The organism is Streptomyces sp. NPDC007872 (genome assembly GCF_042868165.1).
GTDB lineage: Bacteria > Actinomycetota > Actinomycetes > Streptomycetales > Streptomycetaceae > Streptomyces.
This window is the reverse complement of the sequence record NZ_JBIAEA010000011.1, coordinates 117,300-139,083: the sequence shown is the minus strand read 5'-3', so window position 1 is coordinate 139,083 and position 21,784 is coordinate 117,300. Positions and strand designations below refer to the sequence as shown.

The 21,784-nt window shown below is 74.3% G+C and carries 22 protein-coding genes and 1 pseudogene; 10 read left to right on the top strand and 13 right to left on the bottom strand.

Going from position 1 to position 21,784, the window contains the following annotated elements; genetic code table 11:
• Window positions 1–100: 100 nt before the first annotated feature.
• Window positions 101–661 (bottom strand): annotated as a pseudogene (locus tag ACFYNX_RS30755) (GNAT family N-acetyltransferase); the annotation flags it as partial.
• Window positions 662–722: 61 nt separating this feature from the next.
• On the opposite strand from ACFYNX_RS30755, the gene ACFYNX_RS30750 reads away from it, so the two are divergent.
• From ACFYNX_RS30750 to ACFYNX_RS30740, 3 genes are read left to right on the top strand one after another with little or no spacing between them, the layout of a single operon-like run.
• On the top strand, window positions 723–1,094 hold the full coding sequence (locus ACFYNX_RS30750) for a PadR family transcriptional regulator (protein ID WP_125667529.1): 372 nt from the start codon (window positions 723–725) through the stop codon (window positions 1,092–1,094).
• Complete coding sequence (locus ACFYNX_RS30745; RefSeq protein WP_388666131.1) at window positions 1,091–1,669, top strand: HAAS signaling domain-containing protein; 579 nt, start codon at window positions 1,091–1,093, stop codon at window positions 1,667–1,669. The genes ACFYNX_RS30750 and ACFYNX_RS30745 overlap by 4 nt, the downstream gene beginning before the upstream one ends.
• A 39-nt stretch (window positions 1,670–1,708) precedes the next feature.
• A complete protein-coding gene (locus ACFYNX_RS30740) occupies window positions 1,709–2,314 on the top strand; it encodes a GNAT family N-acetyltransferase (RefSeq protein ID WP_388666129.1) in 606 nt (201 codons plus the stop codon).
• 12 nt (window positions 2,315–2,326) lie between these two features.
• On the opposite strand, the gene ACFYNX_RS30735 is transcribed toward ACFYNX_RS30740, so the two are convergent.
• Window positions 2,327–2,944, bottom strand: coding sequence for a hypothetical protein (locus ACFYNX_RS30735; RefSeq protein WP_388666127.1), 618 nt, complete (start codon window positions 2,942–2,944; stop codon window positions 2,327–2,329).
• Between the two features lie 71 nt (window positions 2,945–3,015).
• On the bottom strand, window positions 3,016–3,408 hold the full coding sequence (locus ACFYNX_RS30730) for a hypothetical protein (protein ID WP_388666125.1): 393 nt from the start codon (window positions 3,406–3,408) through the stop codon (window positions 3,016–3,018).
• Window positions 3,409–3,583: 175 nt separating this feature from the next.
• On the opposite strand from ACFYNX_RS30730, the gene ACFYNX_RS30725 reads away from it, so the two are divergent.
• The 3 genes from ACFYNX_RS30725 (at window position 3,584) to ACFYNX_RS30715 (ending at window position 5,639) form a co-directional block, all read left to right on the top strand.
• Window positions 3,584–4,426, top strand: a complete 843-nt coding sequence (locus ACFYNX_RS30725) for a helix-turn-helix domain-containing protein (RefSeq protein ID WP_388666122.1) — start codon at window positions 3,584–3,586, stop codon at window positions 4,424–4,426.
• A complete protein-coding gene (locus tag ACFYNX_RS30720) occupies window positions 4,408–4,605 on the top strand; it encodes a DUF397 domain-containing protein (protein WP_388666119.1) in 198 nt (65 codons plus the stop codon). The genes ACFYNX_RS30725 and ACFYNX_RS30720 overlap by 19 nt, the downstream gene beginning before the upstream one ends.
• Window positions 4,606–4,781: 176 nt before the next feature.
• The gene (locus tag ACFYNX_RS30715; protein ID WP_388666116.1) at window positions 4,782–5,639 is read left to right on the top strand and encodes a hypothetical protein; all 858 of its coding nucleotides are present in this window, start codon (window positions 4,782–4,784) and stop codon (window positions 5,637–5,639) included.
• A 54-nt stretch (window positions 5,640–5,693) separates the two neighbouring features.
• Here the strand turns inward: ACFYNX_RS30715 and ACFYNX_RS30710 are convergent, their stop codons facing one another.
• Window positions 5,694–6,095 carry an FKBP-type peptidyl-prolyl cis-trans isomerase gene (locus ACFYNX_RS30710; RefSeq protein ID WP_388666113.1) on the bottom strand — a complete coding sequence of 134 codons (402 nt, stop codon included), beginning with the start codon at window positions 6,093–6,095 and terminating at the stop codon, window positions 5,694–5,696.
• Between the two features lie 22 nt (window positions 6,096–6,117).
• Window positions 6,118–6,564, bottom strand: coding sequence for an anthrone oxygenase family protein (locus ACFYNX_RS30705; RefSeq protein ID WP_388666110.1), 447 nt, complete (start codon window positions 6,562–6,564; stop codon window positions 6,118–6,120).
• Window positions 6,565–6,654: 90 nt separating this feature from the next.
• Here ACFYNX_RS30705 and ACFYNX_RS30700 point away from each other — a divergent pair, with 90 nt between their 5' ends.
• A complete protein-coding gene (locus ACFYNX_RS30700) occupies window positions 6,655–7,242 on the top strand; it encodes a TetR/AcrR family transcriptional regulator (protein ID WP_388666107.1) in 588 nt (195 codons plus the stop codon).
• Window positions 7,243–7,313: 71 nt separating this feature from the next.
• On the opposite strand, the gene ACFYNX_RS30695 is transcribed toward ACFYNX_RS30700, so the two are convergent.
• From ACFYNX_RS30695 to ACFYNX_RS30680, 4 genes are all read right to left on the bottom strand, one after another.
• Window positions 7,314–7,694: a hypothetical protein gene (locus tag ACFYNX_RS30695; RefSeq protein ID WP_388666104.1), complete on the bottom strand. Its 381-nt coding sequence runs from the start codon at window positions 7,692–7,694 to the stop codon at window positions 7,314–7,316.
• A 121-nt stretch (window positions 7,695–7,815) separates the two neighbouring features.
• The gene (locus ACFYNX_RS30690; RefSeq protein WP_365544957.1) at window positions 7,816–9,423 is read right to left on the bottom strand and encodes a serine/threonine-protein kinase; all 1,608 of its coding nucleotides are present in this window, start codon (window positions 9,421–9,423) and stop codon (window positions 7,816–7,818) included.
• Window positions 9,420–10,043, bottom strand: a complete 624-nt coding sequence (locus ACFYNX_RS30685; protein WP_388666101.1) for a hypothetical protein — start codon at window positions 10,041–10,043, stop codon at window positions 9,420–9,422. The genes ACFYNX_RS30690 and ACFYNX_RS30685 overlap by 4 nt, the downstream gene beginning before the upstream one ends.
• A 123-nt stretch (window positions 10,044–10,166) precedes the next feature.
• Complete coding sequence (locus ACFYNX_RS30680; protein ID WP_388666242.1) at window positions 10,167–12,218, bottom strand: N-6 DNA methylase; 2,052 nt, start codon at window positions 12,216–12,218, stop codon at window positions 10,167–10,169.
• A gap of 486 nt (window positions 12,219–12,704) precedes the next feature.
• Here ACFYNX_RS30680 and ACFYNX_RS30675 point away from each other — a divergent pair, with 486 nt between their 5' ends.
• The gene (locus tag ACFYNX_RS30675) at window positions 12,705–13,463 is read left to right on the top strand and encodes a hypothetical protein (RefSeq protein ID WP_388666098.1); all 759 of its coding nucleotides are present in this window, start codon (window positions 12,705–12,707) and stop codon (window positions 13,461–13,463) included.
• A gap of 131 nt (window positions 13,464–13,594) precedes the next feature.
• Here the strand turns inward: ACFYNX_RS30675 and ACFYNX_RS30670 are convergent, their stop codons facing one another.
• The 3 genes from ACFYNX_RS30670 to ACFYNX_RS30660 form a co-directional block, all read right to left on the bottom strand.
• Window positions 13,595–14,341 carry an N-acetyltransferase gene (locus ACFYNX_RS30670; RefSeq protein ID WP_388666095.1) on the bottom strand — a complete coding sequence of 249 codons (747 nt, stop codon included), beginning with the start codon at window positions 14,339–14,341 and terminating at the stop codon, window positions 13,595–13,597.
• Window positions 14,342–14,425: 84 nt separating this feature from the next.
• Entirely contained in the window at window positions 14,426–15,106 is a 681-nt protein-coding gene (locus ACFYNX_RS30665) for an HNH endonuclease family protein (protein ID WP_388666092.1), read from the bottom strand.
• Window positions 15,107–15,144: 38 nt separating this feature from the next.
• The gene (locus tag ACFYNX_RS30660; RefSeq protein ID WP_388666239.1) at window positions 15,145–16,047 is read right to left on the bottom strand and encodes a hypothetical protein; all 903 of its coding nucleotides are present in this window, start codon (window positions 16,045–16,047) and stop codon (window positions 15,145–15,147) included.
• Between the two features lie 122 nt (window positions 16,048–16,169).
• Here ACFYNX_RS30660 and ACFYNX_RS30655 point away from each other — a divergent pair, with 122 nt between their 5' ends.
• Both ACFYNX_RS30655 and ACFYNX_RS30650 read left to right on the top strand, forming a co-directional pair.
• Window positions 16,170–16,805, top strand: a complete 636-nt coding sequence (locus ACFYNX_RS30655; RefSeq protein ID WP_388666089.1) for a TetR/AcrR family transcriptional regulator — start codon at window positions 16,170–16,172, stop codon at window positions 16,803–16,805.
• Window positions 16,806–16,831: 26 nt separating this feature from the next.
• Window positions 16,832–18,088 (top strand): SGNH/GDSL hydrolase family protein, encoded by a 1,257-nt coding sequence (locus tag ACFYNX_RS30650; RefSeq protein WP_388666086.1) that lies wholly within the window; start codon window positions 16,832–16,834, stop codon window positions 18,086–18,088.
• 52 nt (window positions 18,089–18,140) lie between these two features.
• Here the strand turns inward: ACFYNX_RS30650 and mfd are convergent, their stop codons facing one another.
• Window positions 18,141–21,674 carry a transcription-repair coupling factor gene (gene mfd / locus ACFYNX_RS30645; RefSeq protein WP_388666083.1) on the bottom strand — a complete coding sequence of 1,178 codons (3,534 nt, stop codon included), beginning with the start codon at window positions 21,672–21,674 and terminating at the stop codon, window positions 18,141–18,143.
• Window positions 21,675–21,784 lie beyond the last annotated feature (110 nt).

Genomic DNA, 21,784 nt, shown 5'->3' with positions numbered 1-21,784 from the left:
CGGGGGGGCGCCGGGGGGGGGGGGGGGGGGGGGGGGGGGGGGGGGGGCGGGGGGGGGGGGGGGGGGGGCCCCCCCCCCGCCGCCCCCCCCCCACCCCCCGGGCCACCCGCAGCTCCCAGCGCACCTCGCCGTCCTCCACCCGGTCGGTGGGGGCGAGGCCGGCCGCGCGGGCGACGGCGGCGGAGGCCGTGTGGCCGGGGTGGACGTGGGCGACGACGGTGCGCACGCCCCGGGCCGCGAGCAGTCCGACCAGGCCCCCGGCCGCCTCGCGCGCGATGCCCCGCCCCTGCCAGGCCGTCCCGACGACCCACGCGACCTCCGCGACCCGGCCGCCGTCGGTGACGGTCGCCTGGACGGTGCCGGTGAGCCGGTCCTCGGAGCGGAGCCGTACCACCCAGTTGAGCCAGGTCACGGCCGGGTCCGGGGAGCCGGCGGCCAACCGCTGGTACCGCGCGCGCAGTTCGGTCGGGGACAGCGGGGCGCCCCCGATGAAGGCGTGCAGGGCGGGATCGGCCAGGACCTCCGCCATCTCCCCGGCGTGCGCGACGGAGAGGGGGACGAGGTCGAGGCGCCCGGTCCGTACGGCGCCGGCCCCGGCGGCCCGTTCGCCGGTCTGCTCGGCGGTCTGCCCGGCGGTCTGCTCGGCGCTCTGTTCGCTCACCGGGGGATCGTCGCACGCGGACCGTTGATCGGCGCCCCTCCCGAGGAGTATCTTGCATTGCATGGTTCCTGGCGAAGCAAGATCCGAGGCGGCGGGCAAGGTCGCCGTGCAGCTCCGCAAGGGCGTCCTGGAGTACTGCGTCCTGGCGCTCCTCCGGGGCGGCCCCCGCTACGGCGTCGAGATCCTCGACGAACTGGCCGCCGTCAGCGTCATGACCACCAGCCAGGGCACGATCTACCCCCTGCTGTCCCGGCTGCGCCGCGACGGTCTCGTCGACACCGAACTGCGCGAGTCGGCCACCGGCCCGGCCCGCCGCTACTACACGCTCACCGCGTCCGGCCGGGCCGCGCTCGCCGAGTTCACCGAGGACTGGCCGCGCTTCCGCGACGGCGTCGACCACTTCCTGACCGCACCCCCCGGAGGTTCCGCATGACCCGCACCGCGCACCCCCTCGTGACCGACTACCTGGCCACGGTCGAGCGGGAGGCGTCCTTCCTGCCGGCCGGGCGCCGCGAGGAACTCCTCGCGGACCTGCGCGAGCACCTCGACGTCGCCGTCGGCGACGAGCGGGACCCGGAGGCCGTCCGCGCCGCCCTCGACCGCCTCGGCAGCCCCGCCGCGATCGTCGCCGCCGCCCGCGCGGAGGAGCCCGAGGCGGCCGCCGGGCCGGGGCCCGGGGACGCGCCGAAGAGCCGGACGACCGGCACGGCCGTCCTGCTCGGCGTCAGCGGGATCGCCGTGCTCCTCGGCTCCTACCTCGGTCCGGTCGTCCTGATCGCGGGCCTGATCCTGCTGTGGACGTCCGACGCCTGGGAGCGGGGCGCCAAGGTCTCCGCGACCGTCCTCACCTCCCTCACCCCCCTCGTGTTCCTCTTCGCCTTCGTGCTCGGCGGGGCGGGGCGCCTCGGCGTGTACGAGCTGCTCGTCCTCCTCGTGACCGGGATCGCCCTCCCCGTCACGGCGGCGATCCGCCTGATCCGCGCGGCCCGCCGGACCGCCCGCGCCTGAGGCACCCCCACGGCGGACCAAGATCAACACGGGTGCAGAATGACCCGTATGCCCCTGACGAACACACCGAAGACGGCCGTGATCGACGACGCTCCGGCGGTCGGCCGCACGCTGGCCTCCGCCTTCGGCGACGACCCGATGATGCGCTGGTTCTTCCCCGACGACGCCACCCGCGAGGCGGGCCTCGGCCGGTACTTCACCACCCTGTTCACCCGGCAGTACGGCCTGCACGGCGTGTGCGAGCGCACCGACGCGGCGGCGGCCTTCTGGGTGTCGCCGGAGGGCGCGGAGAAGGCCGTCCCCGACGCGGAGACGATCCGGGAGCTCCAGGAGATCCTGGGCGACCGGGCCGGGGTCTTCCACGACGCGGTCACGGCCGCCGCCGAGCACGGCCCGGCCGAGCCCCACTGGTACCTCGCCGTCATCGGCGCCGACCCCGCCGCCCGGGGGCAGGGGCACGGCTCCGCCCTTCTCCGCTCGGGCCTCGCCAAGGCCGACGCGGCGGGCCTGCCGGTCCACCTGGAGTCCTCCAAACCGGACAACCTGCCGGTGTACGAGCACTTCGGCTTCGTCGTGCGCGACGAGTTCCGCCTGCCGGGCGGCGGCCCGGTCCTGTGGGCGATGCGGCGCGAGCCCCGGGCCTGACCCGGTGGCGGGTCAGCCCCTCGTGACCGTGCGGAGGGGCCGGCCCGTCCCGTGGTCGAGGTCGACGAGGTGGACCTGCTCGGTGCCGTCCTCGGCGTACCCCGTGACCAGGCGGATGCGGTCGGGGCCCTCCCACACCGCCTCGACGAGGGCGTTCTCGGCGGCGTCGCCGTTGAAGTAGCCCACCTTCCAGCGCTGCTTCAACGGGCCCCGGCCCTCGTCCACGTAGACCCACCACAGCGGGTCGATCATGTCCGCCCCCTCCTCGACCACGAGGCTGCGGTCGTCTCGGCCGGGGGCGGCCGTGTCCGAGGTCTCGGAGGCGGCACCGAAGGCCCCGAAGAGGACGAAGGGGAAGGACGCCAGGAGGGCGAGCCCGAGGGCCACTCCGGTCAGGACGCGGACGACGAGGCTGCGCACCGCGACCATCAGTGCCGCCGCCAGCAGGCCCAGCACCAGGAGGCCGAAGAGCAGCGGGTGGTCGAACAGCCGGGCCACCCAGAGCAGTCCGCCGTCCTGGCCGGCCCACCGTCCCACCGCCCCGGCCAGGACGAGGCATCCGGCCGCCAGGACCATCTCACGCGGGGAGAACAGGGCCTTCCGGTTCTGAACGGCGGTCTCTTCGGTCATGCGCGGTCGCTCCCCGGTGGTCCTCGTGACGTCTCCCACCCATGACCCGCGCGGGGTGCGGAAGGTTGCGGTCAGGGATGGTCCCGGGCCAGGTGGCGGCGCATCAGGACGTTCGCGTCCGTCTCCGCGCTGCGGTCGTGCCGCTCCCGGGCCTCGCGCCGTTCCCGTACGAGCAGCGCGCAGGCCACGCAGTGCGGTACGGGGCGGGGCGGGCGGCTCAGGTCCGGCACCGGGGCCGCCGCCTCCGTACCCGCGCGGGTCCGGTCGTCGGCCGCGCGCACGCCCGCGCTCAGCCGCTCGGCGGGAGTGGCCGGGCGCAGGTCGGCGGGGTCCGCCTGCCACTCCCGGCCACCGCCCACGGGCCGCAGCATCGCGTACGGCCCGGCCCTTCCCCGGAACTCCCCCACCACGTGAGCCACTTGGTCGTACACGAGCGCCCCGCGCTCCGGTCCGTGCGACTCCATGCGCCCTCTCTTCTTCTCTTCCACCGCCTGCGCGGAGCGCCACGGGTGGACTACCGTGCGTGTTCCGGGTACGAGGTGAGAATGGCCCGGTTCCAGGGGACGAAGAGCGCGGTCGGGCGGTACTTCTGCAGGTGGCGCGGGTAGTTCCACATCTTCCACAAGGGGAGGGCGCGCCATGCCGGCGAGACGGGCGGTCACGGGCCGGAGTCAGGAACCGAGGAAGCGGTTCGCGGAGGAGTTGCGGTCGCTGCGGGCCGAACGGGAACTGCCTCTGAGGAAGTTGGGCGAGGTCGTCGGCTGGGACTGGTCCCTGTTCTCGAAGATGGAGAACGGGGAGACGCTGGGTGGCCCGGAGGTGGTGCAGGCGTTGGACCAGTACTACGGGACGCCGGGGCTGTTGCTGACGCTGTGGGAACTGGCGGTGAGCGATCCGACCCAGTTCAAGGAGCGGTACCAGCGGTACATGCGCCTGGAAGCGGACGCTGTGAGCCTGTGGCATTACGCGGTGGGGGCGCTGCCAGGGCTTCTCCAGACGAAGAGGTACGCCCAGTTCTTCCTTTCGGCAGGCGGCATGGACGGCGAGGAGCTGACCACTCAGGTAGAAGCACGGATAGGGCGCCGCGAGCTGCTTTCAGGGGAAAGCGCACCTCCGTTCCGGTCGATCCTCTCCGAAACCGTGCTACGGACTCCGCTGCCGAACAAGGAGGCTTGGCAAGAGCAGTTGGAGTACCTGCTCAAGATGAACGAGCAACGGAACATCACCATCCAGGTCGTACCGAATTCCGTGGGACCGCATGCCCTGACCAACACTCACGTGATGTTCATGCGCACTACGGGCGGGCCTGCGGTCGCGTGGGTCGAGACGGGTTATTCGGGCGAACTGGTCGAGGACGCAGCCGCTGTCGAGCGACTTCAGGTCCGCTACGATCTGGTCCGTGATCTGGCCCTTTCGCCGGTCGAATCAGGGAAGTTCATCATGGACACGCTGGAGGCAACCTCATGCGCACCGTTGACCTGAGCCACGTCACATGGCGCAAGAGTTCCTACAGCAACCAGGACGGCGGCGAGTGCCTCGAAATCGCCGACAACCTCCCCCACGTCCCCGTCCGTGACAGCAAGGTCCCGACCGGCCCCGTCCTCGTCTTCGCGACCAGCGCCTGGGCGTCCTTCGTGGACGGGGTGAAGGCCGGGGGCTGAGGCGCGGGCCGGGAAACGGGGCCCTGTCGCGCCCCGGAGCTCCCGGTTACCGTGTGGCAGGGGCAGATCGTCTACGCGCGGGAGTGTGCACCTTGCCGTTACGCAAGCATCAGGAAGAAGTCGAGGGAGCCGGAAAGTCGGCGCGGCGCGCGGAGGGTCCCGGCCGGGACCGGCGGGTGTCCGCGGGGTTCGAACCGGTCGCCCCGGCCACGGCCGCGGTCATGCAGCGCTCGGTGGGCAACGACGCGCTCGGGCGGATGATCTCGCGGGGCGGGGGCGGGCCGATGGTGCCGCACGCCGCGCCCAGCACGCGCACCAAGCGCGGTCAGGACGAGGTCGTCGAGCGCGGCGAGAGCCCGCCGACGAACCAGCAGAAGACCGAGGCGGGGCCGGTCACCCGGACCACCCGCAGCGGGAAGGCCGGGGCGACGCCCTCGGTGAAGGGCAAGGAGAAGAAGGTCGAGGAGGAGATCGGCAACCCGACCCTCGTCTTCACCTCCGCGTACGAGGGCGATCAGCAGCAGTCGCTGAACGGCAGCAACGACATCGGCTTCGCCCAGACCGCGACCCTGCGCCGCGCGAACGGGATGGAGACGCCGGCGGCCGAGGCGTACGACTTCTGGCAGGAGGTCTCCGACGAGAGCCGGCAGATCGTTCCGTCGTCGACGAACTACCGGCCCAAGAAGTCCAGCCGGGCCTGGGTCGTGGACGGTCCCTTCCGTCCGCCGTACAACGACGAGGACGGCAACGTGATCAACGCGGCCGACCGGATCACCTTCGTCGACAACCCGGGCTTCTCCACCAGCACGCGCATGTCGGCGGGCTACTTCCTGGTCGACTACACGGTCCGGTTCCGCTGGAAGGTCCGCAAGAAGCAGGGCGGACGCTTCACCAAGGCCGAGCCGTACTGGGAGAGCGACGAGATGGTGCACCGCGTGACGTCCGCCTTCGACGCGGAGAACCCGGAGGAGGCGGTGGCGGTCAACCACCAGGCGGCGGGCAACCGCACCTGGAACGTCCAGTTGCCCAACTGACCGTTCGGAGCGGCCGGGCCGCCGCCCCCGGTCCGGTCCGGTCCGGGCGGAGACTCACGTGGAGACGGAGAGCAGGTCCACCACGAAGACGAGGGTCGAGTGGGCCGGGATCAGCGACGAGGGCGACTGCTTGCCGTAGCCGAGGCGCGGGGGGACGACGATCTCGCGCCGGCCGCCGGCCTTCATGCCCCTGATCCCCCGGTCCAGGCCCTTGATGGCGCGGCCGCCGCCCACGGCGAACTTGAACGGCTCGTCGCGCTCCCAGGAGGAGTCGAACTCCTTCCCGGTGGCGAAGGTGACGCCGACGTAGTGGATCCGCACGACCCTGCCCGGCTTCGCCTCGTCCCCGTCCCCGGTGACGAGGTCCCGGGTCGTCAGCTCGACGGGGGCCTCGCCCTCCGGAGGGACGACCTCGGGCTTCGCCGGTCCGCTCGTCGCGGTCTCTTCGTTCTCCACCGGGGTCACGCTACCGGTGGGGTCAGACGAGGGCGGTGACCAGCAGGGCGAAGGCGGCGACGATGACGGCGACGCGGGCGTAGTGGTAGCCGTCCCAGCGCTCCCCCTGCTCCTTCCAGTCGGCGGGGCGGTTCTCGGGGGTCCACGTTTTGCTGCGGTTGTTGATCGGGACGAGCAGCAGGACCGACATGAGGACGCTGACGAGCAGCAGCGCGCCGCCGGCGACGACGAGGCCGGTGCCGCCGTGGTCCCGTCCGGCGACGGCCCAGACCGCGGCGAGGACGAGCGAGCCGATGTACCAGAACGGCATCACGGCGCCGAGCATCCGGCCCCCGTGGGCGCGGGCGAGCTGGCCGCTGTCCTCGGGGAGCGCCTTGAAGATTGGGTTCATGACGAAGGCGACGGAGAACTCCACCCCCACCATCACGCCGACGGACACGGTGGTGAAGACCTCGAGTGCGGTGAGCATGGCGACCCTCCCGGGTTCTAGCGTTGCTAGCCAGTGAGGCAACGCTAGACCTACTGCCGCTCTCTTGTCTAGCGGTGCTAGGATCGCTGCATGTCGGTACAGGAACGCAAGGAGCGCGAACGGGCGGACCGCGAGCGCCTCATCGTGGCGACGGCCCGTGAGATCGCCGAGCAGCAGGGCTGGGACGCGGTCACCACCCGGCGGCTCGCCGAGCGCATCGAGTACAGCCAGCCCGTCCTCTACAGCCACTTCCGCGGCAAACGCGAGATCGTCGGCGCCGTCGCCCTCGAAGGCGCGGCCGAGATGGCCGCGGCGCTGCGGGCCGCCGCGAGGACCTCCGCGACGGACGACGGCCCGCGCGCCCGGGTCGCCGCCCTCGCCCGCGCCTACCTCGACTTCGCCGCGCGCAACCCGGCGGTCTACGACGCCGTGTTCCGGCTCGACGGCGGCCTGGCGTTCGCGCGCGAGGACACGCCGGAGCCCTTGAAGGACGCCTTCGCCGCCCTGCTGGAGACCCTGGGCGAGGTCGCCGGCGACGGCGTTCACCCGGCCCTCTTCACCGAGGTGTTCTGGGCGTCCCTGCACGGCCTCGCGACCCTGGGCCGGGCGGGACGGCTGCCTCCGGAGGACGCCGAGCGCAGGACGGAGCTGCTGGTGGACCGGCTCGCCGTGCTCTGACGCACCGCCCCGGGACGCACGAAGGGCCGGAACCCGTCACGGGTTCCGGCCCTTTCGCGGAGTACGCGCGCTTACTTCGCGGCGACCTCTTCCAGGCAGAGGACGAACTTGTCCGAGTCGAGCTGCTGCGCGAGCGCCGACAGCTCCTCGCCGCACTTGTTCACGTCGAAGGTGTCGTCGATGACCTTCACGACCTTGAAGAGGTCGGCCTTGCCGGAGGAGCAGTCGACGGTGTCGACCTTCGGGTCGTTGTCCGGACCGGTGACCGTGACGCACTCGCCGGCCTCGGCGTGCACCGGGGCGTCGCCGGTGAGGTGCGGGAGGCCCAGCTTCACGGCGATCGCGACGACGATCGCGACGACGACGCCGCCGATCTTCTTGAAGATCGCGGAACCCTTCTTCGCGGGGGCGGGCTGCTGCTCAGGGGTGAAGGGCGCGGGCGGCGTCGTCATGAGGAGTTCCTTGAGGGTATGGACATGATCAGACGCGAACGTTACATGTGCCAAAAACGGCAAAAAGGATCATGAAGATCCACTGGCCGATCATTTGCCGAGTCGTGATCCTGTCGCCCCGTCAGGGACGCGGGCCCATCATCCGCTGGTGGTCCAACGCCCTGCGCAACTCCCCCGGAAGCGGGTGGTACGGGCCGTACGCGCGCTCCGCGTCGAACAGCAGCCGCTGGAGCTGGTCCCGGCCCGCCGTGTGCTCGCCCGCCGCCAGGAGCAGCAGCCCGATCCGCTGCCGGATGTCGAAGGCGCGGGCGGGCTCCCGCTCGTAGTACGGCAGGACCGCCCGGAACTCCGCGAGCGCGGCCGCCGTCTCCCCCACCTGCTCCAGGCACAGCGCCGCGTCGTAGCGGAACTGGAGGGTCTGCGGATCCGCCGGGCCCGCCTCCGCGCCGCGGTCCGCCGCGAGGCGGCGCAGCTCCGGCAGCGCGCGCCGGTACTGCCCGTCGTCCATCAGCGTCGACGCGTACTGCTTGCGCAGGATGCGGACGACCGGCGAGCGCTCCCCGTGCTCGGCCTCGGCCGCGGGCAGGATCCCGCCGAGGACGTCCACGGCCTGGGTCAGCGAGCCCTCCGCGAGCAGCCGCTTGACCTCGTCCACGGCGGCGGCGACGTCCGGCCGCGCGAACGGCCCGGACCGCGCGTACGCCCGGGGGTCGGCCTGCGGGACCGGGCCCGGGACCGGAGTCGGCGCGTGCGTGGGGACGGGCGGGATCGGGACGGGAGGGGTCGGGACGGGGGGCACCGGGCCCGTCGGCGTCTGCGCGCGGTCCGGCCAGGGCGCGTGCGGGCGCAGGAACGGCCGGGTCGGGTCCATCGGGCCCGCCGGGGCGCCGCGCGCGGGCAGCAGCGGCAGCAGGTGCTCGTACACCTCGTGCGCGCCGGCCGGGCGGTCCCGGGGGTCCTTGGCGAGGAGCCGCAGCACCAGCGCCTCCAGCGCCGCGGGCACCTCCGGGCGCAGGTGCCGGAGCGGGGTGGGCGGGTCGTACAGGTGGCGGTGCAGCACGCCGAGCGCGGTCGCGCCGGAGAACGGCACGTCCCCGCTGAGGAGTTCGTGGAGCAGGACGCCGAGCGCGTACAGGTCGGTGGCCGGGCCGACGGCGCCTCCCATGGCCTGCTCGGGCGCCATGTACGCCGGGCTGCCGATGGGCGAGCCGGTGTGCGTGAGCCGGGTGGTGTCGGTGTCCAGGACGGAGGCCACGCCGAGGTCGAGGACGGTCAGCGTCCCGTCCGGGCGGACCATCACGTTCCGCGGCTTGAGGTCGCGGTGCACGATCGGCACCGCGTGCACGGCGGCGAGCACCGCGCACAGTTGCGCGGCCACGGACACCGCCCACTCCCACGGGTACGGGGCGTGCTCGGCGAGGTGGTCGGCGAGGTCCGCACCCTCCACGTACTGCATGACGAGGTACAGGTCCTCGCCCTCGCTGCCCGCGTCGTGCACGGTCACCAGACCGGGGTGGGTCACGCGCGCGGTGACCCGGCACTCGCGCACGAAGCGGCGGCGCAGCTCGTCGGCGGAGGAGGCCTGCCCGTTCATGCCGGCCGGCCGCAGCAGCTTCACCGCGACCCGGCGGTCCAGGCGGCCGTCGTACGCCGTCCAGACCTGGCCCATGCCGCCCTGGCCGACGACGGTGGCGAGCTCGTAACGCCCGCCGACGATCCGTCCGTTCACCGGCCGCCTTCGCCTTCCCGCGGCTCCTTGCGCAGCAGGTCGCTCAGCTCGTCGAGCTCGGCGCGGACCTGGTCGATGCGGGGGCCGGGGGGCTGGGGCACGGGGGTGGCGGGCGCCGGGACGACGGGCGTGGCCGGCGCCGGGACGACGGGCGGGTGCGCGGCGGGGCCGATGTACGGGTTCGGCCGCACGTCCGCGCGCGGGGCGGTCGCGGCGACGCCGTTGCTCCCGTACGTGTACCCCACCGGGCCGTACGCGGGCGCGGTGCGCGCGCGTTCCGCGTGACGGATCTCCCCGAACAGGTAGTACGTGATCGAGCCCGCCACCAGGGCCACCATCACGCCGACCGCGACGAAGGACTCCTGGGTGGTCGGCTCCTGGTCGCCGGTGGCCGCCGCGTACGCGAACAGGCCGGCCGATCCGGCGAACAGCACGCCGCACAGCACCCAGTCCCGCGCCCTGCGGGTGACGCACGCGAGGCGCAGCAGTGGCGCCCAGGACAGGAAGCCGCAGCTCAGCAGGGCGAGGACGGAGAAGAGGGCGAGCAGCGCGATCCGGCCACCGGAGAGGGAACTCCTCGGCGGTGGGGGAACCTGCGGGACCTGCGGGTGGCCGTACATCCTGCTGCTCCTGCTCGGACGGATGGGGTGCGGACACGAGCGTATACACCCCCGCGGACAACGGTTCCGGGATACCCGGAACCGTTGTCGAAGAGATGAGGAAGGAGGAGGGGCGGGAGGGCCTCAGGGGGCGACGGAGCCGTCCGCCAAGCCGTCGTACAGGCCCTGCACCAACTGGTCGCCGAGGCGGGAGGCCCGGCGCAGGGACTCCTCGAAGGCGGCGAGGGCCCGGAACCGCTCGCCGAAGCGGCGCTGTTCGGCCAGGGGCAGGCGCGGCAACTGGAGGCGGCGGACGTCGAGGCGGGTCGCGGTGGAGGCGTAGCTGCTGGCCTGCCGGGTGTTGGCGGTGGCCCGCAGGAAACCGGCCAGGAACCAGGGGTCGAGGGCCTCCGGGTCGGGGCGCAGGAGCTGGAGGTTGCGGCCGAGGGCGGCGCCCTCGGCGGTGGCGTCGACGACCCGGACGGCCGCCCCGCCGCCGAGGACCGGGACGACGACGTCCCCGGCGGCCAGCAGGACCGGCTCCTCGGGCGGGCCGTCGGGCAGCGTGCCCGAGGGCGGCTGGGCGGCCAGGACGTCGTGGTCGGTGAGGACGGCGACCGGGGCGGCGGCGGGGGCCGTGCCCGCGCCGCCCGGGCGCAGCACCAGGGCTCCGGCGCGGGCCAGTTCGCCGACGGTCGTGGTGGGCCGGCCGGTCCCGGCGGCGGGCGGGTCGGTGACGGGGGGCGGGGTCAGCTCGCGGGTGCGGCGGAGGGTCTCCGCCAGGCGCTCGCGCACCCCGGCGAGCTGGGCCGCGCCCCCGGCGGCGGCCGGGGGCGGCAGGTGGCGGGCGGGCGCGAGGTCGACGTCGTCGTCGAGGAGCTCGATCACGGGGACGGAGCGGCTCGCGCCCGGGGTCCCGGCGAGGGTCCCGTCCCGGTCGAACGGCGTCCAGGCGTCCAGGACGGCGGTGTGGACGGCCGGCCAGTCGAGCCGGTCGCGGCCCTCCCTGCCCGGTCCGGTGTGCTCGGACGCGGTGTCCACGAGGAGGAGTTCGGCGGCGGGGCGGCCGCCCGGGACGGGCTTGCGCAGCACCCAGAGGTGGAGCGGGACGCCGTACGGGGGCGCGGCGCCGGCCGGGAGGGCGACGACCGCGCGCAGGGCGCCCCGGCGCAGCAGGTCGGCGCGGATGCGGCGGCCCGAGCGGCGGGAGGCGGCGGCGGGCGGCATGAGGAGGACGGCGGTGCCGCCGGGGCGGAGGCGGGCCAGGGCGTGCTGCACCCAGGCCAGTTCGGACTCCGTGCGGGCCGGGAAGCCGTACTCCCAGCGGGGGTCGTAGGCCAGTTCGTCGTGGCCCCAGTTGCGCTCGTTGAACGGCGGGTGGCAGAGGACGGCGTCGGCGGCGAGCGTCGGGAAGGCGTCGGCGCGCAGGCTGTCGCCGGACCTGACCCGGATGTCGGCGTCGGTCGCGAGGGCCAGGCGCAGGGCGGTGAGCGCGGCGAGGTCGGGGTCGGCGTCCTGGCCGCGGACGGCACCGGGGCGCTCGACCGCGCCGAGCAGTCCGCCGGTGCCGCAGGCCGGGTCGAGGACGGTGGGCGGGGCGGCGCCCTCGCCGGCGGGCGCGGGGACCGCGAGCGCCGCCATGAGGGCGGCGGGGCCGGGCGGGGTGAGCGTGTACTGGCGCGGGTTGGCGTCGAGGTGACGGCCGAGCAGGAACTCGAAGGCCTGGCGCGCGCCGGTGTCGGCCGCGAGTTCGGCGGCCCCGCGCAGCAGGGGCAGGGAGACGGCGAGCGCGCCCGGGGCGGGGGTGAGGACGGCCCGCCCGGGGCCGAGGCGCTCGGTCAGCGTCTCCTCCAGGGCGACCGGCAGCACTTCCGCGAGCCGCTCGTCGGGGAGCGCGGCGAGGGAGGGCCAGGCCGCCGACCGGTCCCGTACGAGGAGGAGGGCGCAGCCCGCGTGGACGAGGGCGGTGACGGCACCGGCCGGGTGGCCCGCGACCTGCTGCCAGACGCGCTCCCGGAGGGGGACCTCGGCCAGTTTGCCCTGGGCGCGGAGCCACTCCTCGACCTCGGCGAGGGCGAAGGACGGGCTGGCCTCCGTGCCGCCGACGGGCTTGGGGAAGCCGGCGTGGCGGCGGCGCCAGTTGCTGACGGCGGCCCGACCTACCCCGGCGAGCCGGGCGATCCCGGCGGCGGTCACTTCGGCGGGGGCGGTTCCTGGCGTGGGGGCAGTTCCCGGGGCGGGTGCGGCTCCGGTGGCGGGGGCGGCTCCGGTGGCGGTGGCGGGAGTGGTTCCGGTGGCGGGAGCGGCTCCGGTGGCGGGAGCGGCTCCCGCGGCAGGAGCGGCTCCCGTGGCAGGAGCGGCTCCGGTGGCAGGGGCGTTCGCGTCCTCTTCTTCTTCCGCCGCACCCGCGTCCGCTGCGTTCTCCGGCATCTGACCCGTCTCCCCTGGCTGGCCCGCTGGCGACTCTCGTGTGACGCCCATCCTAGCGACGGCGAACGACCCCACCCCTTCACAGTGTGAGCCGACCCGTTCCCGGTGAACCATGTTGACTCGGTTCACAAGCTCTGATGTGATTGACCCATCGCACCGTCCTCCACGGCGGTCACGGCCGCCACAGCCGTTCCCAGGAACCGGTCCCCTCGGGGCCGCGCCCCCGTACGCCCTTCTCCCGGAGATGAACCCATGCGCCCCGCCTCCCCCTCCTCCCGCCCCCGTCGCGCCGCCGTCGCCGCCCTCCTGTGCGCCGCCGTCGCGGCCGGCGCCGCCGCCTGCGGTCCGTCCTCGGAGGACGCGAAGCCGGCGGGGCCCTTCCCGGGGCTGTCCGGGGCGCAGATCGTCGACAAGGCGTTCGCGGCGACGGCGGCGGCGAAGTCCCTGACCGTGAACGCCGACACGACGTCCGAGGGCGAGCGGACGAGGGCCCGCGTCTCCTTCGACACCGCCGGGAAGTGCGCCGGCACGCTGACCACGGGCACGGCCGCCACGACCGAACTGATCAGGGCCGACCCGGAGAAGGTGTACCTGCGCTTCGACGAGGCCACCCTGAACGAGCAGGTCGAGGGCGAGTCCCCGGAGGTGCGGGACGCCATGTTCAAGACGCTCAGGGGTCGTTGGGTCGAGTTCCCGGCCTCCGACCCCGACGCGAAGGACGTCGTGACGATGTGCGGCACGAAGGAGCTCCTCGGCGACGTCGACCAGGGTGCGAGCGGCGTCGTCCGGGGCGGGGAGACCACCGTCGACGGCCGGAAGGCGCTCGCGCTGACGGAACCGGACGCCGGCGGCGTGACGAGGACCGTGTACGTCGCCACGGAGGGCACGCCGTACGTCCTGAAGATGGTCACGAAGGGCGGCGACGAGCCGGGGACGATCCTCTTCACCCAGTACGGGAAGCCGGTCGCGGCGAAGGCCCCGGCACCGAAGGACATCGCGGACCTGGACTGAGCCCGGGGGGGCGGATCCAGGGGCCGATCGGGGCCGGACCCGGGGGGGGCGGCCTCGATGGGAGGGGACGCGTGAGGGGGGCGCTGCGGGGGAGCGGCCCCCTCACGCGCGTGCGTGAGGGCGCGGACGCGTCAGATCCGGTGCCGCACCCACACGTTGGGCTCGACGTAGACCGCGTAGCCGCGCGACGCCTCGCAGTGGACCGGGACGAGCGCGCCCCCGACCTCGACCGGGCCGTCCGTGTCGAAGGGGAGGCCGGTCCACTTCCGCCACTGCTCGACGGAGCCGGGGACGGTCATCGACGCCGGGGCCACCGCCTCGACCGTGCCGCCCGCGCGCACGTGGACGCGGAGCCACGGGTCCTGCGGCAGGCCGTCGGAGGCGCGGACGCGGAAGGCGTACTCATGGATGGCGGAACCGGCCTCCAGGTGCTTGCCGTTGGGGCGGACCGGGGCGACCAGCTCGGAGAAGCCGCGCGCGGCCGTGTTCTCCCGCAGGGCGGCGAGCATCCGGTGCGAGACGCCCCGCCCCAGGAAGTCCCTGTCGACCGTGATCTCGATCGCGCTGACCGTGTCGGGCTCCCGGCCCTGCCTCAGGTCGGAGAAGGCCCAGAGCAGCACCTCGTCCCAGCCCCGGTCGGGCAGCGCGCGGCGCCCGTCCAGGTCCATCCGGAAGGGGACGCTGAACCCGCGCGCGACGAACTTCCCGTCGGCGTCGGTGGCGACGAGCACGTACTCCGGGAGCTGTCGCACGATCTGCCCCACGTTCGCCCAGCCCACCGGGTCGTGCATCATGAACTCGGGCCAGAGGTGGCGCATGCCCCACATCGGCCCCTCCAGCTCGGGGCGTTCGGCGAGGGTCGATACGTTCAGGTCCATGCGGGCAGGCTAAAGATCGTTCCGGTGGCGGCCAACCGGTTTTCCCGCAGGTCCTCCGCCCGGACCGGCCCCCCGCCGCAGGTCCTACGGGAGCTTCTGCCGCGGGCAGTCGTTCAGGACCCGCTTCATCGCGTCCCGCTCCCCCTCCGTCACCCACACCTTGTACTTCTTCTTCACCGCGACCTGCCGGGCCACGTACGTGCAGCGGTACGCGCCGTTCGGCGGCAGCCAGGTCGCGGCGTCGCCGTCGGACTTGCCGCGGTTGGTGGCGGCGTCGACGGCGAGGAGGTTGAGGGGGTCGTTGGCGAAGCGGCGGCGGGTCTCGGCGTTCCACTGCTGCGCCCCCTTCTGCCAGGCGTCGGAGAGCGCCACGACGTGGTCGATGTCGACCTTGCTGCGGCCCCGGACGTACGCGACGGTGGTGCCGGTGTACGGGTCGTCGGTGAGGGTGCCGGAGGCGACCTTGCAGTGGCCGTCCGTGTACCGGACGCCGGTCAGGTCCCGCTTGAGGATGTCGTCGCGGGTGCCGCAGCCGTTGCGGTCCACGTCCACCCAGCCGTGCCCGAACGCGTCCCGGTCGTACCCCTTCTTCGGGGCGCGGCCCTTGACGGCGAGGGTGTCCACGGCGGCGAGCGCCGTCCCCGGCTCGGCCTTCTTCCCGCCCGTACCGCCGTCGATCGAGGGGGTGCAGGCGGCCACGGCCAGGGCGGCGGCGACAAGGGCCGGGGCGGCGAGGGTCCTTCGGTACGTCGACACCCTGCCCATCCTAGGGCGGACGGCAGCACGATCTTCGTACTTCTGTGTCACACCTTGCCGATGCCGAGGGTGTTCTCGGCGGGCAGCAGGCCGGAGCCGATCGCGGCGAGCCAGGGTCCGCCGAGCAGGTCGGCGAGGCGGTCGGCGCCCTCGGGGCCGAGGGCGGCCCAGGGGGCGGCGGCCAGTTCGTCCGTCCGCTGCTCGACCCCGGCACGCAGGGCCCGCCCGGCCTCGGTGGCCGTGCCGTCCGCGTCCACGAGCCCCCGGGCGGCGAGCCGTTCCCGGGCGGCGGACCACTCGGCGGCGGACCAGCCCCGGCTCGCGAAGACGGGTGCGGGCGCGGCGCCGACCGCCGCGAAGGAGACGAGCGCCTCGACCGGGTCGAGCCCGGCGGCCAGGAGGGCGGCGACGTGCCCGTCGCCCCGGTGTTCGCGCAGGATCGTCGCGGCCTGCCAGAGGACGAGGTGCGGGGCCCCGGGCCAGGGGAGTTCGGCGTTGGCGGCGGCGAGCGGACGGCCGGCGGTCCCGGCCGCCTCCGCCGCCCGGCGGGCGAGCGCGGCGGCCTCCGCCAGGCCGGACCCCGCGACCGCCTCCTCGCCGAGGACGGCCCGGTAGGCGCGGTCGACGGCCCGGAGCCGGGCGGCGAGCACGTCGGCGGGGTCGGCGGTCGCCGGAGGGGTGAGCGCATCGGCGGGGTCGGCGGTCGCCGGGGCGGCGGGGTCGGCGGCGGCCGGCCGGGCGCCGGGCACGTACCGGGCCACCATGTGCGGGCTGAAGCTGTAGAAGGCGGAGGCCACCCGGACCGGTCCGGCGGTGCCGAGGGGCGCGGCCCGCCAGGCGAAGTAGGAGGGCCAGCGCTCGGCGGTGCCGTACCCGAGGGCGGCGGCCTCGTCGAAGGCCTCGGGGGCGTAGTAGAGCAGGGCGTGCAGGGGTTCGAGCAAGTGCCACATCCGGCGTACGCGTTCGGCTTCCACGGTCTTCTCCCTCACGGCCGCTCCACGTCTTGTCACTGACAAGATTGCGCCCCGCCCTCCCAACTTGTCAATGACTAGATGACGGCTAGGCTGCTGCCATGACGAGCAGGAGCGCACACGAGAGCACAGGCGCGGGCGCGGGCACAGGCGCGGGCCGGAGCACCTACCACCACGGCGACCTGCGGCAGGCCGTCCTCGCCGCCGCCCTCGACGTCATCGCCGCCGAGGGCCCCGGGGCGCTGAGCCTGCGGGACCTCGCCCGCCGCGCGGGCGTCTCGCACGCCGCGCCCGCCCACCACTTCAAGGACCGCACCGGCCTCCTGACCGCCGTCGCCGCCCAGGGGTACGACCTGCTCGCCGGGGCCCTGGCCGGCGCCCCCGAACTGCGCGAACGGGGCGTGCGGTACGTGCGGTTCGCGGTGGAGCACCCCGCCCACTTCCAGGTCATGTTCCAGCCGGAGCTGCTGCGCGCCGACGACCCGGACCTGCGCGCCGCCAGGGAACGCGCCTCCGCCGAACTCCGCGCGGGCGTCGCGGGCCTGGAGGACGTGCCCGACGCGCGCGAGGCCGGCATCGCGGCCTGGTCCCTCGCCCACGGCTTCGCGACGCTGCTCCTCACCCGCAACGTGACGGACGCGCTGGGCGGCCGGGCCCCGGAGGAGTACTTCCGCTCCCTCACCGGCCTGCTCTTCACCGAGCGGCACTCCGGGAAGGAGCCGGAAGGAGGGACATAGGCGCGCGGGCGGGCGATCATCGGGGCATGGGAACCCCGCACCCCCTCCGCCGCACCGCCACGGCCCTGCTCGCCGCGCTCGCCCTCGCCTCGACCCCGTCCGCCGTCGCCACCGGGCGGCAGGACTCCGCGTGGCGCGGCGCCTGGGCCGCCTCCCCGCAGGCGCCGTCCGCGCCCTTCGCGCCCAACTGGTCGCCGCGGGGCTTCGAGGACCACACGGTCCGCCAGGTCGTCCGGGTCACCGCGGGCGGCGACCGGACCCGAATCGAGCTGACGAACCGTTACGGCTCCGCCCCGCTGCGGATCGCCGGCGCGACCGTCGCGCGGGCGGCCCGCGGCGGCGCGGTCGAGCCCGGCTCCGTGCGGCACCTGCGCTTCGACGGCCGGGAGTCCGCGACGGTCCCGGCCGGCGGCACCCTCCTCAGCGACGCCGCGCGGTTCCCCGTCGTGGCCTTCGATCCGCTGGCCGTCACCCTCCACCTGGCGGAGGCCACCGGCCCCGTCACCTTCCACCGCGTCACCTCGGCCACCGCGTACCGCGCCGCCGGCGACCACCGCGCCGACGCGTCCGGGGAGGCCTTCCGGGAGACGAGCGGCTCCTGGTACCTCCTCTCGGGCGTCGAGGTCTCCGGCGGCCGGGAGGCCGGGCGCCACGACGGCGTCGTCGCCTTCGGGGACTCCCTCACCGACGGCGACGGCTCCACGCCCGGCGCGGACGGCCGCTACCCGGACGGGCTCGCCGAACGCCTCGCCGCCGCCGGCCGGCCCCGCGCCGTCCTCAACCACGGCATCAGCGGCAACCGGGTCCTGCGCGACAGCCCCTGGGCCGGCGAGAAGGCCCTCGCCCGCTTCCGGAAGGACGTGCTCACCGAGCCCGGCGTCCGGACCGTCGTCCTCCTCGAAGGCATCAACGACATCGGGTTCCGCGAGCCCGGCTCCCCCGCGGCTGCCGCCCCCGGAACCTCCGCCGAGCAGCTCGCCGCAGGGCACCTCGCCCTGATCCGCGAGGCGCGCGCACGGGGCCTGCGGGTCGTCGGCGCGACCCTCACCCCCGTCAAGGGCTCCCGCTACGACACCCCGGCCAACGAGGCCGTGCGGGACGCCTTCAACCACTGGGTCCGCACCTCGGGCGCGTACGACGCGGTGGTCGACTTCGACCGCGCGCTGGCCGATCCGGCCGACCCGGACCGCTTCCTCCCGGCGTACGACTCGGGCGACGGCCTCCACCCGAACGACGCGGGCTACCGGGCGATGGCGGAGGCGGTGGACCCGGACCTCCTCTGAGCCCTGCCCGGGCAGTGGCCGGTTCCATGGAACCGGCCACTATCCGTCTGCGTCAGGATCCCAGGATCGTCGTCAGGAACTCCCCGGTCCACGCGAGCAGTTCGCGGCCCACCACCGGCTTGCCGCCGATCTTGCCCGTCGTCGGGCGCGGGACCAGGATCTGGTGGACGGCCGGCTTGATGACCGTGCGCGGGTACAGGCGCTTGAGGCGCAGCTCCTGGGACTCGCGCAGCTCCACCGGGGCGAAGCGGACGTTCGGGCCCTGGAGGACGATCTCGCCGACCCCGCAGGCGCGGGCCAGCATCCGCAGGCCCGCCACCAGGAGCAGGTTCTCCACCGGCTCGGGCAGCTTGCCGTAGCGGTCGGTCAGCTCCTCCCGTACGGCCCTGACGTCCTCCTCCGAGTTCGCCGAGGCGATGGCCCGGTAGGCCTGGAGGCGCAGCCGCTCGCCCGGCGCGTAGTCGTGCGGCACGTGCGCGTCGACCGGCAGCTCGATCTTGACCTCCAGGGGCGGCTCCTCCTCCGCCCCGCCGTCGAGCGACGCCCGGTAGTCGGCCACGGCCTCGCCGACCATCCGCACGTACAGGTCGAAGCCCACGCCCGCGATGTGGCCGGACTGCTCGCCGCCGAGCAGGTTGCCCGCGCCCCGGATCTCCAGGTCCTTCATGGCCACGTACATGCCCGCGCCCATCTCGGTGTGCTGGGCGATCGTCGCGAGCCGCTCGTGCGCGGTCTCCGTCAGCGGCTTCTCCGGCGGGTACAGGAAGTACGCGTACCCGCGCTCGCGGCCACGGCCGACCCGGCCGCGCAACTGGTGGAGCTGCGACAACCCGAAGTTGTCGCCGCGCTCGACGATGAGGGTGTTGGCGTTGGAGATGTCGATGCCGGACTCCACGATCGTCGTGGAGACGAGGACGTCGAACTTCTTCTCCCAGAAGTCGACCACGACCTGCTCCAGGGCCTGTTCCGACATCTGGCCGTGGGCCGTCGCGACCCGCGCCTCGGGCACGATCTCGCGCAGCCGGGCCGCCGCCCGGTCGATGGAGTCGACCCGGTTGTGGATGTAGAAGACCTGGCCCTCGCGCAGGAGTTCGCGCCGGATCGCGGCGCCGATCTGCTTCTCCTCGTACGGGCCGACGAAGGTGAGGACCGGGTGGCGCTCCTCCGGCGGGGTGGTGATCGTCGACATCTCGCGGATGCCGGTGACCGCCATCTCCAGCGTGCGGGGGATGGGGGTGGCGGACATGGTGAGCACGTCGACGTTGGCCCGGAGCTTCTTGAGCTGCTCCTTGTGCTCGACGCCGAAGCGCTGCTCCTCGTCCACGACGACCAGGCCGAGGTCCTTGAACTTGGTCTCGGAGGAGAAGAGGCGGTGGGTGCCGATGACGATGTCGACCGAGCCGTCCCGCAGCCCCTCCAGGGTCGCCTTCGACTCGCTCTCCGACTGGAAGCGGGACAGGGCCCGCACCTTCACCGGGAACTGCGAGTACCGCTCGGAGAAGGTCCCGAAGTGCTGCTGCACCAGCAGGGTCGTCGGCACGAGGACCGCGACCTGCTTGCCGTCCTGGACGGCCTTGAAGGCCGCCCGGACCGCGATCTCCGTCTTGCCGTAGCCGACGTCGCCGCAGATCAGGCGGTCCATGGGGACGGTCTTCTCCATGTCCTCCTTGACCTCGGCGATGGTGGAGAGCTGGTCGGGCGTCTCCGCGTACGGGAAGGCGTCCTCCAGCTCGCGCTGCCAGGGGGTGTCGGGGGCGAAGGCGTGGCCGGGGGCCGCCATCCGCGCCGAGTACAGCTTGATCAGGTCGGCGGCGATCTCCTTGACGGCCTTCTTGGCGCGCGCCTTGGTCTTCGTCCAGTCCGCGCCGCCGAGCCGGTGCAGGGTCGGCGCCTCGCCGCCCACGTACTTGGTGACCTGTTCGAGCTGGTCGGTCGGGATGTAGAGCCGGTCGCCGGGCTGGCCGCGCTTCGCGGGCGCGTACTCCACGAGCAGGTACTCGCGGGTGGCGCCCTGCACGGTCCGCTGGACCATCTCGACGTACCGGCCGACGCCGTGCTGCTCGTGCACGATGTAGTCGCCGACCTCCAGGGTCAGCGGGTCGATCGTCTTGCGCCGCTTGGCGGGCATCCGCTGCCCGTCCTTGCCGGCCGCCTTCTGCCCGGACAGGTCGGTCTCGGTGAGGACGGCCAGCTTCAGGCCGGGGTCGACGAAGCCGTGGTCGATGGAGCCGCAGGCCACGTGGACGACCGAGGGGGCGATCGCGGTCAGGTCGGAGTCGAGGCGGGCGGCGATGCCCTCGCCGCCGAGGACCTCGACCGTGCGGGAGGCGGGTCCGTGGGCCTCGGTCACGTAGACCGTGCGCCAGCCGTCGGCGAGCCAGCCCTTGGTGTCGGCGAGCGCGCGAGCGGTGTCGCCCCGGTACGACTCGGGGGCGCGCATGCCGAGGGCGAGGACGTCGCCGCCGGTGTCGGCCTCGTCGGCCGCGAACGGCGACACCGACCACCAGGGCATGCCCAGCTCGCGGGCCCGGTCGCGGACGTCCGCGATCCCCCACAGGGAGGCCGCGCCGACATCGATCGGGGCCTCGCCGCCGCCGGCGGTCGCCGCCCAGGACGCCTGGAGGAACTCCTGGCTGGTGGCGACGAGGTCCGCCGCCCGGGTCCGCACCCGCTCGGGGTCGCAGACCACGGCCATGGAGCCCTCGGGCAGCACGTCGAGGAGCAGCTCCATGTCGTCGACGAGGACCGGCGCGAGGGACTCCATGCCCTCGACCGCGATCCCCTCCGCGATCTTGTCGAGCAGCTCGCCCAGCTCCGGGTGCTCCTCGGCGAGGGCCGCCGCCCGCTGCCGTACGGAGTCGGTGAGGAGCAGCTCGCGGCAGGGCGGCGCCCACAGGCCGTGCCCGGCGACCTCCAGGGACCGCTGGTCGGCCACCTTGAAGTAGCGGATCTCCTCGACGTCGTCGCCCCAGAACTCGATCCGGAGCGGGTGCTCCTCGGTGGGCGGGAAGACGTCCAGGATGCCGCCGCGCACGGCGAACTCGCCGCGCTTCTCGACCAGCTCCACCCGGGAGTACGCGGCGGCCGCCAGGCCCTCCACGACCTCGTTCAGATCGGCCGTCTGCCCGGACCGCAACGCGACGGGCTCCAGGTCGCCCAGGCCCTTGACCTGCGGCTGGAGCACCGAGCGGATGGGGGCGACGACCACGCTGACCGGGCCGGACGCCGGGTCGTCGTCCCTCGGGTGCGCGAGGCGGCGCAGCACGGCGAGGCGGCGGCCGACGGTGTCGGAGCGGGGCGAGAGGCGCTCGTGCGGCAGGGTCTCCCAGGAGGGGTACTCGGCGACCGTGTCGGGGTCGAGGAGTGAGCGCAGCGCGGCGGCCAGGTCCTCGGCCTCCCGGCCGGTCGCGGTCACCGCGAGGACCGGGCGCCCCGAGTCCCGGGCGAGCGCGGCCACGGCGAAGGGGCGCGCGGCGGCGGGGCCGACCAGGTCCACGTGGGGCCGGTTCCCGTCGGCGGCGGCCTTCACCGCCTCGGCGAGGGCGGCGTCCTTGACGACGGCGTCGAGCAGACCGTGCAGGCTCATGGGGCTTTTCCATCCCGGGACTGGAGGTGCGGACAACGCGAACGGCCCGACACGTCGCACGGGCCGGGTGGTCCCGGACGCGTCCGGCCCGGGTCCCCCAGCCTACGACG